The organism is Bifidobacterium callitrichos DSM 23973, from assembly GCF_000741175.1.
Classification (GTDB): domain Bacteria; phylum Actinomycetota; class Actinomycetes; order Actinomycetales; family Bifidobacteriaceae; genus Bifidobacterium; species Bifidobacterium callitrichos.
The window spans coordinates 1-12,954 of the sequence record NZ_JGYS01000021.1 but is presented as its reverse complement, the minus strand read 5'-3'; the positions used below and the strand labels follow the sequence as shown (position 1 = coordinate 12,954).

The window sequence follows — 12,954 nt, the reverse complement described above, 5'->3', positions numbered from 1 at the left end:
GGTGAGGGGTGATGGGGTGAGGGGTGATGGGGTGATGGATGTTGGGGTGACGGGGTGTTGGGTGGCGGGGTGTTGGGCGTTGGGTTGTGCAGTGGGCGTTGGGTGACGGGTGATGGGGTGATGAGGGCGTGATAAACGAAAAAAGCGACCTTTCGGTCGCTTTTATACGTGCGTAGTTCAATTGTTCGTTCTGTTATATCTGCGATTGCGTCGACTCATGTCGTTCGCCGTTGTGCGGCTCAAAGCATACGTCTGTCAGTCGTGGTGTCAGTCATCCGCGATGTCCGATGGTGTTGTGACCCCGGTTTCTTCGATCCTCTTCGACTTGGGTTCGATCCAGCATTCCCGCGCACGGTGTTCGCAGTTCCGCGCGCATCGCCCGTCCATGGGCTGCTCTACTCACGATTCATGCAATATGTGCGATTCGGCCGACCTTTTCGACGTTCATCATTCATGGTTTGTCCCGTGTCGTCCGACGTCGTGTCGCGCGTTCAGGAACGCGACGGACGCCCGGCAGGTGTCGCGTATTGCAGTGCTCCGTGGACGAGGGCCGCGGTGTAGTGCATTCCGCACATGCCCGCCTCCTCCGCCTGATGGGTGCAGCCGGCTATGCAGCAAACGTTCCGTTCCATGATATTCCCCTTCCTCGGGTTCTCCTTTGAGGGCTTCGGTGCCTTACATGAATCCACTATAGTCTCGGGGTGCCCCCTTGGCCAGTATTTGGACATCTTCTCGCATATTTTGTTACGTATATCACAGGAAACGCGGCAATTGGACCGGTTCGATATTGCCCTTGCGGCGTTTCGCGCTTCGATGTCTCATTTGTCCGGCATTTGCTTGTCGTGGTGCGGTTTCGCGTGGCGTGGCGCGTCCGGTAGCCTCGCCTTCGTGCGATGATGGAGTCATGAGCAACGGGGATTCCGCGCTGCGTGGCGCGACGGATTATGCGAATGACGTAGATTTCGCGGGGCATCGCATCCCGCGCCTCGGCATGGGCACGATGGCACTGTCGATCGAGGGGCGGCCGGATCGCGATACGGCGATCGCCACGATCCACGCTGGACTTGACGCCGGCGTGCGCTACCTGGACACCGCATGGTCGTACTACCTGCCGAGCGCGCCCGGTGCGGACGGCACCGGTGTGGCCGGCGATTTCGGCTACGGCGAGATGCTGGTGCGCGACGCGCTCGCCAGCTGGGACGGGCCGCGCGATGAGGTGCTCGTCGCCACGAAGACCGGATATCGCAGGACGATCGACGTGGTCGCGGCGTCCGACGGCGTGTCCGATGACGTGTCCGGTGATGGCGCTACACGAGATGAGCCCGGCGAATCCCGCCAGCGTCTGCAGGCGGCCGGCAGCCGGTACGGCTGGATGGCCGATTCGCGGCCCGAGACGATGATTCGTGACGCGAAGGAGTCCGCGCTGCATCTGGGTGTGGACGCGCTCGACCTGCTGTACTCGCACGGGCCCGATCCGGACGTGCCGTACGAGGATCAGATCGGTGCGCTGAAGACCCTGCTTGACGAGGGCGTGATCCGCTACGCCGGCATCTCGCGCGTCGACAACGCGCAGATCGACGTCGCCCGCGCGATCCTCGGGGCCGGACTGATCGCCGTGCAGAACCAGTTCTCGCCATCCCACCCCGATCCGGAGTCGACGATGGCGCACTGCGCCGAACTCGGCCTCGACTTCGTCTGCTGGTCGCCGCTCGGCGGGTTCCTTGACCCGTTCGATACGCACGCCTACGATCCGTTCCACACTGTCGCGGCCGCGCGCGGTGTCTCGTATCAGCGCGTCGTGCTCGCATGGGAGCTGACCCGCTACGATCGACTGTTCACGATTCCGAGCGCGCGCAACCCGCACGAGATCCGCGACTCGTTCGCCGCGGTCGACCTGCGTCTGACCGACGAGGAGATGGCGACGCTGGGGTAGGGGCGCCGCAGATAGCTCTCGGTGAAAGTTGTTTACGCTATGAGATAATCTATGGGAGATTGCTCTCGAAATGGAGGCGTGTATGGGGTTCGAGCAGGAGGCGTTCGACGAGCTCGCCACCAAGGTGTGGTGTCACAAGTCGGATATGCAGCGGGAGGTGACGCGCGGCGCCCATGGTGAGCATTTCGTCATCCGCCAGCTTGCGGTCCACGGGGCGATGACCCCCTCGCAGATCGCCGACGCCCTGCGCGTGAGCTCGGGCCGCGTGTCCACCGTGCTGTCCGCGTTGGAGAAGAAGGGCATGATCACGCGCGAATCCGACCCCGACGACCGTCGCGTCGTGCACGTCCGCTTGACGCGGGACGGTGAGACGACTGCCCGGCGCGATATGGAGGAGATGCGTTCGGCGGTGTGCTGGATCTTCTCGCAGATGGGGGAGCGGCGTACGCGCGAGTTCGTCGATCTGTCGAGCGAGTTCATGACGTACATGTCGATCTGCCGTCCGGGCGAGCCGCGCCCCACCGCCGAGGAAGTGCGCAAGGCGTTCGAGCGGTAAGGCAGTAAGCGAGTCCATTTCTCTGGCCGCATTATCAGGAAACGCCAAGCATCGCGTGTAATATCTCTGGGTGTAAATAATTTAAGACTCAGAACTATTTCGGAAGGCTGTGGGTTGGTACGCACGGTCGGAACGGCCTGGGCGGGGTCCGGGGCGGATTGCGGGATGACCACGGTCAATCCGCTCGGTCCGGCCCGCAACTCAACCCGGTCCGGCCCGCAAACCGGCCCGCAGCTCAACCCACAGCTCACAATTCAGTCCAAATCAACCCAAGCCAAACAGGGGGATTCCAATGCTTCGCATCATGAAATACCTCTCCAAATCGGAGATCGCTCAGATGCTTCTTGCGCTGGTGACCATCGTCGGACAGGTCTACTTCGATCTGAAGCTGCCCGACTACATGTCCGACATCACCAGGCTCGTCGAAACGCCGGGCAGCCAGATGGCCGACATCTGGATCGCCGGCGGCAAGATGCTGCTCGTCTCGCTCGGATCGGTCGCCTGTGCGATCGTCACCGGCTTCATCTCGGCGCGCGTCGCCGCCAGCTTCGGGCGTCGCCTGCGCTCGCTCGAGTTCCGCAGGGTCGAGTCGTTCGGCCCCGCCGAGATGGAGCGGTTCTCGACCGCCAGCCTCATCACCCGCTCGACCAATGACATCACGCAGATCCAGATGTTCATCACGATGGGTCTGCAGCTCATCGTCAAATCGCCGATCATGGCGGTCTGGGCCGTCGCCAAGATCTCCAGTGACGGCGTCGAATGGACGACCGCCACCGCGATCGCGGTCGTCGTGCTGCTCGTCACGATCGTCGTCCTCATGGCGATGGTCATGCCGAAGTTCAAGGCGATGCAGGCGCTGACCGACAACATCAACCTGGTCGCGCGTGAGAACCTCACCGGCCTCAAGGTCGTGCGCGCATACAACGCCGAAAACTATCAGGAGTCCAAGTTCACCAAGGCCAACAAGGAGCTCACCGACACGCAGCTGTTCACCAACCGCGCGATGGCCATCATGATGCCGCTGATGAACACCGTGATGAACGGCCTCATGCTCGCCGTCTACTGGATCGGCGCGTATCTCATCGACGCGGCCGCCCTGACGGACAAGCTCACCGTGTTCTCCAACATGGTCGTCTTCTCCAGCTACTCCGTGCAGGTCATCATGAGCTTCCTGCTCATGAGCATGGTGTTCGTGCTCTGGCCGCGCGCCGACGTGTCCGCGCAGCGCGTGCTGGAGGTCATCAACACCGAGCCGATCGTCAAGGACGGCTCGGGAGCCGCGCCTGTTTCACGTGAAACAACGTTGCGCGGCGAGGTCGAGTTCCGCGACGTGAGCTTCACCTACCCCGATTCGCGTGAACCGATGCTCGAGCACATCTCGTTCAAGGCCACGCGCGGTCAGACCGTCGCGTTCATCGGCTCGACCGGCTCCGGCAAATCGACTCTCGTCAACCTCGTCCCGCGCTTCTACGACGCGACCGAAGGGCAGGTGCTCGTCGACGGCGTTGACGTGCGCGACTACCGGATCCGCGACCTGCGCGACAAGATCGGCTACGTACCGCAGCGCTCCGTGCTGTTCAAGGGAACCGTCGCGGGGAACATCTCGTACGGTGACGAGGCGCATGGCGAACCCGCGCGCGACGACGTCCGCGACGCCCGCATCCGCGAGGCGGCCGACGTCGCGCAGGCCAGTGAATTCGTCGCCCGCATGGACGACGGCTTCGACTCGTCCATCGCGCAGGGCGGCTCGAACGTGTCCGGCGGCCAGAAGCAGCGCCTGTCCATCGCGCGCGCCGTCTACCGCGATCCGGAGATCCTCGTCTTCGACGACTCGTTCAGCGCGCTCGACTTCAGGACCGACCGCGAGGTGCGCGACGCGCTCGCGACCCACGCGAAGGACGCGACCAAGCTCATCGTCGCCCAACGCATCGGCACGATCATGAACGCCGACCTCATCGTCGTGCTCGACGAGGGGCGCGTCGTCGGCGAAGGCACGCATCGCGAACTGCTCGAGAACTGCGAGGTCTACCGCCAGATCGCCGAATCGCAGCTCAGCCAGACCGAACTGATGGCGTAGGCGTCGCCCGCAGCCAATCCCAGCCGACAACACGGCAACACTACGAATCGCATGCATGAATGCATGAATATGAAAGGACTTTGATATGCCAAAAGGACCAATGGGCGGCGGACCGGGACGCGGCCCCGTCGAAAAGCCGCAGGATTTCGGACAGACCATGGGCAAGCTCGTGCGCTTCTGCCGTAACTACATCCCCGTCATCATCATCGCGCTCGTGCTCGGCGCCACCGGAACGGTGTTCCAGATCATCGGACCGGACAAGCTCAAGGACATGACCAACGAGATCACCAAGGGTCTGCCCGCGATGGTCCACGGCAAACCGGTCATGGGCGCCGTCGACTTCGACGCGGTCTCGCGCATCGGCTTCACGCTCGTCGCCCTGTACGTCGGATACGCGGTGCTCGGCTACATCCAGAGCTGGCTCATGGCGAACGTCACCCAGCGCACCGCCCAGCGGCTGCGCGAATCGATCAGCGTCAAGATCAACAAGCTGCCGCTGAGCTACTTCGACAAGGTCAGCTACGGCGACGTGCTCTCGCGCATCACCAACGACGTCGACGCGATCGGCCAGACCCTCGGCCAGTCGCTCGGCTCGCTCATCACGTCGACCACGCTGTTCGTCGGCGCACTCGTCATGATGTTCTACAACAACGTGATCATGACGCTGTCCGCGATCGGCGCAAGCCTCCTCGGAATGGTGCTCATGATGACGATCATGAAGACGTCGCAGCGCTACTTCATGCGTCAGCAGATCGCACTCGGCGACGTCAACGGACACGTCGAGGAGATGTACGCCGGCCACATCATCGTCAAGGCGTACAACGGCGAGGCTGACTCGATCGAACGCTTCGAAAAGTACAACGACGACCTGTACGACTCCGGCTGGAAGTCGCAGTTCCTCTCCGGACTCATGATGCCGCTCATGATGTTCGTCGGCAACCTCGGCTACGTGGTCGTGTGCGTGGTCGGTGCCGCGCTCGCGATGAACGGAGACATCGAATTCGGCGTGATCGTCGCGTTCATGATGTACGTGCGACTGTTCACGCAGCCGCTCAGCCAGTTCGCGCAGGCGTTCCAGAACCTCCAGCGCTGCGCCGCCGCATCCGAGCGCGTCTTCGGCTTCCTCGAGGAGCCGGAGATGGCCGACGAATCGGCCAAGCCCGCGCTGCTCGGCACGAAGTACGCCGGCGGACGCGAGGTGAAGGGCGACGTCGAATTCGATCACGTGCGCTTCGAATACGAGCCCGGCAAGCCGATCATCCACGACTTCTCCGCATCCGTCAAGGCCGGACAGAAGGTCGCGATCGTCGGCCCGACCGGCGCCGGCAAAACCACGATGGTGAACCTCCTCATGCGCTTCTACGAGATCGCGGGCGGACGCATCATGATCGACGGCGTCGACACCGCGAGCGTGCCGCGATGGAACGTGCACGAACAGTTCTCGATGGTGCTGCAGGACACGTGGGTGTTCCACGGCACCGTGCGCGAGAATATCGCCTACGCCAAGCCCGGAGTCACGGATCAACAGATCGAGGAGGCGTGCAAGGCGGTCGGCCTGCACCACTACATCATGTCCCTGCCGGACGGCTACGACACCGTGCTCGACGAGAACACGTCCCTGTCCGCCGGGCAGAAGCAGCTCCTGACCATCGCCCGCGCGATGGTGCAGGACGCGCCGATCCTCATCCTCGACGAGGCCACCTCCTCGGTCGATACGCGCACTGAAGAGCTCATCCAGAAGGCGATGGACGCGCTCACCGTCGGACGCACCTCGTTCGTGATCGCGCACCGCCTCTCCACCATCCGCGACGCCGACATGATCCTCGTCATGAACCACGGCGATGTGATCGAGCGCGGCACCCACGAGCAGCTGCTCGAAGCCGGCGGCTTCTACGCCGACCTCTACAACAGCCAGTTCGCGCTCGCCGACTAGTATCGCGCGCCGTGGGGTAGTATGTCGTGCCACTCAACGCCAAAATTGATGGGAATCGCATTATGTGGCAGCAAACCGTGCCACTCAACGCGGATTCCATGTGTTTTTGCGTTGAGTGGCAGGCATGACTTCCATTGCGATTGGCTGATGTCGTCCAAGAGAGTGTGATGGCAATGAGAATCGTTGGAAAATAGCCGTTTTGACAGACTGTCAATATTGCTGATGTGACACAGCGGCTGGCTGTGGCGGAAGGCTGCTGCCACTCAAAGCGAAAATCGATCATTTTGGCGTTGAGTGGCACGTGATTCTGCCACATAACGTTCTTAGAACGATTGACGTATGTTGAGTGGCGCTACCGGATGAAGAAGTCGCCGGGGAATCCGGCCGATCGCACGACGGTGCGGTCGGAATTGAGCACGGCGCACTCGAACGCCGCGTAATCCGGGGTTGTGGTGCACGCGGCATTGGGCTCGGGTGATGTGGTGTGCGCGGTGTTGGACGGGCTGTCATGAGGGGTGCCTTGCGAGTCGCGTTGCGACGCGGTGTATTCGGCCAGCCGCTTGTGCAGTTGGTTTGCCGGTGTGGTGAACAGGGCCGTGGCCACGCCGTCGGCGAGCGCGGTGGGGAAGTCGGTGCTGATGGGGCGGTCCACGGCGGTGTGTGTGGACATGGGCACGCACACCCATGTGGCGGCGACGTCGTTCTCGGGCAGGCCGTCGATGGCGTTGAGCAGGTGATGCAGCCGGTGGCCGGCCGCTTCCCAGTGGCGTCGGCTGGGGGCGCTCGCGCAGAACGCGCCCGCGCCGACCTGCGCGGTGCCGACCGCGTTTTCGGTGTTCGTCGGGTCTTCGAGTGCGATGGTCAGCGGTTTGTCAGGGGATCGGATGAGCAGGTCGCCGCCCGCGTCGATGGCGTAGCGGGAACCCGAGTCGTCGAGGAATCGCTGTGCGATGAGGTCGACGAGATAGCCCTTGCCGCATGCGCCGAAGTCGAGCGCCACCGGGCGGCGGGTGACGAGCGTCGTGCCTCCCGTGCCGCGACGTTCCACATCCTCCCGCCAGGTGGCACGACCATGCATCGAGCCGAGGTTCCAGCCGGTTGCGGCGGCAGGCGATGCCGAGACGGTCTCTGCGGCGACTGGTGATTTGGCGGGACGCCTGTGGTCGTTGGTGGCGTCTCCGGCGAGGTTGCCGCCGTCGGTGTGCTCGCCTGTGCCGGAGTCGGTTGTTGTGAGTGCGTCGGGGGAGAGGCGGAACGAGTAGCGCGCGTCGTAGCCCAGTCGGATGAGGTCCTCGCCGATGCACGGGTCGATCGCGCCGTCGGTGGCGTGGACGAGTGCATCATACAGGTCGAAGAGCGGGCCGGCCCAGTCGGGGAAGTCGAATGAGCCGCCGTGTGCCGCGCGGCGCATCTCGTCGACGAGCGAGTGCATGCAGAATCGGGAGAGCGCCTGCTCGTACTCGTCGATGAGGATGTCGATCGCGTCGTAGTTCGAGATGCCGTGCCGTGCCGGACTCGAGGCCGAGGAGGGCGAGTCGTCGATCGCGAAACCGTCCGGGTCGAGCGGCGATTGGATCAGCAGTCCGGTACCGAGCGCGTGCGGGAACGCCATCATATGCGGTACGGGTGGGACAGGTGTGCTCATACGTCTCATCGTAAGGGGGTTAGGTGACTCCTGATAACTCATCCCTGCGGTTGCGATCGCGAATGAACGGGGTGATGCCACCGCATTGGTAAGTCCCAGAAATGATGACAAGCGTTTCCGATGGAGATGCTCTTTCTCTATCATGGTAAATGTCCGAAAGGCAAAGCAGTCAATATGAATGTGCTGTAGATATTTCAAAGGAGAGATGTTGAATGATAGATCATCTTCAGGGAATAAGCTGGTAATTGTTTGTCTGATCGCGATTGTGCTTATCGTCGTGTTTGGTCCACTAATATATGTAGTTGTTTCATATTCTATAAACATGGCGACGTACAATCCGATTGACGATATATCCTCAAAGTTTTCGATAACCTTTCCTGAAAAGGTAAAGGTATTGAAAGATGAGTCAGAGACAAGTTTCCACGGTGATGGATTCAGATACTACAGGATCGCGATTGCGGATAATGAGGAGGTGACCGATACCGTTCTGGATGACGAATCGTACTCCACGGGTAATTTGACTGAAGATGATAAGAGCATCATCGCCGGCACGATAGCCGAATTTGATCTTGACGTACAACCAAGTGCGTTGTATGGAAGACCGCATAAAACCGTTTTCAACGGTTACGATACATTGGTGATCATCAAAGGATCCCAGAACAATGAATTTTACTTATTCGAAAGTATTCTATAAGTGGAAATGGTGCTTGTCGAATTCGGCAAGTTGAAGCTGCTTGGCTTGTGCAAGGCGTAGTGCTGGGTAGGATTGGCAGTGGTTTGATTGGAGCGGCCGTGGGGATGGTTGATGGTTAGGATCGGCGTGGTGGACAATGACGTGTTCGCGTTGAATGCCATGGCCGGGTATTTGCGTCGTGTTCTGCCGCGGGGGTATGTGGTCGTGTGGCTGGCCGATTCGGGGCGGACGGCGGTGGATCGTTGCCTGAGATCGTCCCCGGTGGACGTGCTGCTGGTGGACATGTCGATGGGAGGCATGGACGGTCTGTCGGTCATTCGGGCGGTCCGTGAGCGGGATTCACGGACCGTGATGATCGCGGTGACCTCGTTCAGCCTTGACGAGTACGCGGCCGATGCGGCCAAGGTAGGAGCACAGGCCATCGTGGGCAAGGCGGACCTCAAGGGGCTGGTGGATGCGCTCGTGCACGCGAAGGATGCTCCCGGAACCTATGGGGATGTCGTCTTCGCCTCACCCGAGGACGCGTTCGAGCGGCTGGGTTCGCATGTGGTGTCGGGGATGGCGGCGTTGTCGGATCGCGAACGGGAGATCGTCGCGTGGTGCAGTCGCGGGGACACGTCGGCTGATATCGCGGGGCGACTGGGGTTGAGCGAGGCGACGGTGAACACGTATCTCAAGCGCGCCATCGCGAAGGCTGGGGCGCGCAACCGCGTGCATCTGGTCTCCATGTGGCTGTGCGACAGGCCGGCGCATTGACCGGCCGGAGGGGGCGCCCGGTACGGGGGCGTGTGGCGCGCAGGCTGGCGTTGCTTGCGATGATGTGCTGCATGCTGGCCCTGGACGTGTATTCGGGTCGCGGTCTGGCCGCGGGCGGTTGGCCGTACGTCGTGGTCGGGGTGGTGTACGCGGCGGCGTGCCTGTCAGTGGCGTTGAGGCCGGTGGCCGGGTCGGTCGTCGTGATCCTGACGGCCACGCTGTGTATAGCGGTCCCGTCGTTCAATTCCTCCCATATGGTGTTCGGCGTGGCCGCGGCGTTCGGGATCGTGTTCCTGCTCGCTCCGATGTGGGTGGCGGCGGGCCTGTTCGTCGTCAACGCGGCGGTGAATCTTCTCGCCCCTGCTTTGATGGGAATCGGCGTGGGGCCGGCTGTCTCGGTGCTCATCGTCCAGTGCGTCAGCGTCTCGGTGGGATACGGCATCCGCCGGTATCGGGCGTACGGCGAACGGCAGAGGGACCTGCTGCGCATCCGCATGCTGAGCGAACGCAATGCGATGCTGGAACGCGACATGCTGGCCGCGCGCCGGCTGCATGACATCCTGACGAACGATCTGACCTACGTGATCACCATCGCCAACACGCGCATGCTGGACGCCGACGGCGTGGAAAGGGAGACCCTGGAGAGGATCGACGGGAAGACCCGCGAGGCCCTCGACTGCGCGCACGCCGTCATCGACCAGCTGCGCATGGACGTCTCCGATGCGCACGGACCCACACCGCATGACGGTGGCCGCGCGAGGAATGAAACTCGGGACATCGGCGCCGCCGAATTGTCCGAACCGCATGAGCCGCGGACATCAGGATCGGGCTCGCTGTCTGAATTCGTCGAGGCACGACGCAGCGAGCTCGCCGCACTGGGATTCGAAGGGACGGCCGGCGTGACTGGAGACGAAACTCTCGACCGGTACGACTCTGATGTGCGCGAGGAGGTCCGCTCCCTATTGGTGGAGCTGTTCGCCAACATACGTCGGCACTGCGTTCCCGGCGACGACTACTCGCTGCTGGTGGACATCGACGAACGACGCATACGCATCGTCCAGATGAACACCGTTACCCTCGGCTCCCGGCAGAGGGAACAAAAGATATCCTCCGGGCGTGGGCTCGCCACGCACCGCGACATCATCCGCCGTCTGAACGGCACCATGCGCACCACGCTGGAGGACAACACCTGGACCATACGAATCCGACTGCCATACGAGCGCCCATGATACGATTGACACTGTGTCAACACTGGGTGCCGGCGCGAGGGTGCGAGGCGGCCGGTGGGTGCCATGCATAGGCTGGCGGTCGGATGCCATCGATACATCGATAATCGGACATGCCGGAACACTCGTCACGGAGGTGTGGTGATGATGGATGTGGTGAGGAACAACACGGTCAGGGACCTGCCGGGCGCCAAGATCTGGGCGTTCGCGGTCGGCCAGTTCGGCTGGGCGCTGCTCAGCGGCATCATCTCGAACTGGCTCGTCTACTTCTACCAGCCGGACAATGAGACCATCGCGCAGGGCCAGACCGTGTTCGTGCCGCAGGGCCTCGCGATCCTCGGTGTCGTCACCGTGGTGGGCGGCATCACCGCGTTCGCGCGCTTCTTCGACGCGTTCGTCGACCCGGCCGTCGCCTCGCTGTCCGACCGCTGCAATGCGCGATCCGGCCGACGCATGCCGTTCCTCAAATTCGCCGCCGCCCCGCTCGCCCTCGTCACCGTGCTCGTGTTCTGGAGTCCGGTCAACGGCACCAGCTGGGCCAACGCCGCGGTCCTGTTCGTCACCGTGATCGGCTACTACATCGCGCTCACGTTCTACTGCACGCCGTACAACGCGCTGATCGCCGAACTCGGCCACGACTCGAAGCAGCAGCTCGCCATCTCCACCGCGATCTCCTTCACGTGGGTCGCCGGCACGGCGGTCGCGTACGTCGCGCCCGTCATCTGGGGCGGATTCGTCGGCTCGTTCGGACGCGTCGGCGCGATCCGTCTGACGTTCACGATCATGGCGATCGTCGCCTGCCTGTGCATGCTCGTGCCGCCGCTGACGATCAACGAGCGCGATTACGTCGACTCGAAGCCGACCTCCGAATCGACCGTCGAATCGCTCAAGCAGACCTTCTCCGACGGCGAGTTCCGCAAGTTCGTCTGCTCGGACGTGGTCTACTGGGTGGCGATCACCACGTTCCAGACCGGTCTGCCGTTCTTCGTGACGAGTCTGCTCAAGCTCCCCGAGACCACGACGACCATCTACTTCGTGCTCATGACCGGCGTTTCGGTGCTGTTCTACGTGCCGGTCAACATCCTCGCGAACCGCGCCGGCAAGAAGCGCCCGCTGCTCGCCGCGTTCGTGATCTTCACCTGCGCGTTCGCGTTCGCCGGTGCGCTCGGCTCGGGCGCGGTGTCGTTCCTGCCTCCGATGGCGCAGGGGCTGATCCTGTCCGTAGTCGGCGCGATCCCGATGGCCGCGTTCGGCATCCTGCCGCAGGCGATCGTCGCGAACATCGCCGACGCGAGTTCGAAGACCACCGGTCAGGACCGTCAGGGCATGTTCTACGCGGCCCGCACGTTCGCGATGAAGATGGGGCAGTCGGTCGCGATGCTGCTGTTCACCGGCGTCTCGACGATCGGCATGGCCTCCGGTGCAGGCTACCGCATCGCCGCCGTGTGCGCGGCGGTATTGTGCGCGATCGGCGGCGTGGTCTTCGCGTTCTACGACGAGCGCAGGGTGATGGCGGTGCTCGAGGGCTGACGCCTGGCTCTCCCCCAGTCAGCCTTCGGCTGCCAGCCCCCTCGTCAGAGGGGGCCGCGATGCGGGAGCCGCGAACGTTTGCAGCGTCTTGCGATGCGGAACGAGGGTGAGACAGTGGCGCCCGATGTCCACATGGTGAGACATGTCGAATCGGGAGATGGCTTGAATTTTGGCCGTTTCCCAACGGTTCACCGTGAGTAAAACCATCGGAAAACCCCGACTACCTCGACTGCGCCCAAAAATCAAGACTGTTGTTTCAAAATTTTTTCTGGCTATTCGCTGTTTGTGGTGGGTTGTGGGGGGGGGTAGGCGGTGACTGCTTTGAGGTCGAGTTTGCCGCAGGTCAGGTAGATCATGGTGGCGAAGTAGTCCATGTTCCTAAATCCGCGTGCTCGTCGTTTGACGTTCTGGATGACGCTGTTGACGCCCTCGAGGACCGCGTTGGTGTACGGGTGGGTGAAGTAGGCCAGGATCTCGTTCCAGTGCCTGCGGATCATGCGGGCGAGGTCCTTCATGGGTTCCAGTCGTGAGTGCATCATCCACGAGCACAGGCGGTGCAAGCGCACCCACGCCTCGCCTGACGTGCGGCTGGTCTCGTAGATGT

Annotated in this window: 10 protein-coding genes; 8 read left to right on the top strand and 2 right to left on the bottom strand. The window is 62.5% G+C overall.

Annotation, left to right across the window (positions count from 1 at the left end; all coding sequences use genetic code 11):
* Positions 1–904: 904 nt before the first annotated feature.
* From BCAL_RS09975 to BCAL_RS09960, 4 genes are all read left to right on the top strand, one after another.
* Positions 905–1,933 (top strand): aldo/keto reductase, encoded by a 1,029-nt coding sequence (locus tag BCAL_RS09975; RefSeq protein WP_052119244.1) that lies wholly within the window; start codon positions 905–907, stop codon positions 1,931–1,933.
* Between the two features lie 82 nt (positions 1,934–2,015).
* The gene (locus tag BCAL_RS09970) at positions 2,016–2,489 is read left to right on the top strand and encodes a MarR family winged helix-turn-helix transcriptional regulator (RefSeq protein ID WP_043166803.1); all 474 of its coding nucleotides are present in this window, start codon (positions 2,016–2,018) and stop codon (positions 2,487–2,489) included.
* 292 nt (positions 2,490–2,781) lie between these two features.
* Positions 2,782–4,566: an ABC transporter ATP-binding protein gene (locus BCAL_RS09965; protein ID WP_043166775.1), complete on the top strand. Its 1,785-nt coding sequence runs from the start codon at positions 2,782–2,784 to the stop codon at positions 4,564–4,566.
* An 85-nt stretch (positions 4,567–4,651) separates the two neighbouring features.
* Complete coding sequence (locus BCAL_RS09960; RefSeq protein WP_043166777.1) at positions 4,652–6,499, top strand: ABC transporter ATP-binding protein; 1,848 nt, start codon at positions 4,652–4,654, stop codon at positions 6,497–6,499.
* A gap of 352 nt (positions 6,500–6,851) precedes the next feature.
* Here BCAL_RS09960 and BCAL_RS09955 read toward each other — a convergent pair whose 3' ends face one another.
* Positions 6,852–8,144, bottom strand: a complete 1,293-nt coding sequence (locus tag BCAL_RS09955) for an FAD:protein FMN transferase (protein WP_043166780.1) — start codon at positions 8,142–8,144, stop codon at positions 6,852–6,854.
* A 322-nt stretch (positions 8,145–8,466) separates the two neighbouring features.
* On the opposite strand from BCAL_RS09955, the gene BCAL_RS12870 reads away from it, so the two are divergent.
* From BCAL_RS12870 to BCAL_RS09935, 4 genes are all read left to right on the top strand, one after another.
* Positions 8,467–8,838, top strand: coding sequence for a hypothetical protein (locus tag BCAL_RS12870; RefSeq protein ID WP_152600400.1), 372 nt, complete (start codon positions 8,467–8,469; stop codon positions 8,836–8,838).
* A gap of 111 nt (positions 8,839–8,949) precedes the next feature.
* Positions 8,950–9,594, top strand: coding sequence for a response regulator transcription factor (locus BCAL_RS09945; RefSeq protein ID WP_043166782.1), 645 nt, complete (start codon positions 8,950–8,952; stop codon positions 9,592–9,594).
* Positions 9,595–9,665: 71 nt separating this feature from the next.
* The gene (locus tag BCAL_RS09940; protein ID WP_043166783.1) at positions 9,666–10,823 is read left to right on the top strand and encodes a sensor histidine kinase; all 1,158 of its coding nucleotides are present in this window, start codon (positions 9,666–9,668) and stop codon (positions 10,821–10,823) included.
* Between the two features lie 141 nt (positions 10,824–10,964).
* Positions 10,965–12,350, top strand: a complete 1,386-nt coding sequence (locus BCAL_RS09935; RefSeq protein WP_043166785.1) for an MFS transporter — start codon at positions 10,965–10,967, stop codon at positions 12,348–12,350.
* 272 nt (positions 12,351–12,622) lie between these two features.
* On the opposite strand, the gene BCAL_RS09930 is transcribed toward BCAL_RS09935, so the two are convergent.
* On the bottom strand, positions 12,623–12,954 hold a 332-nt coding region (locus BCAL_RS09930; protein ID WP_162178548.1), incomplete at its 5' end, for a transposase.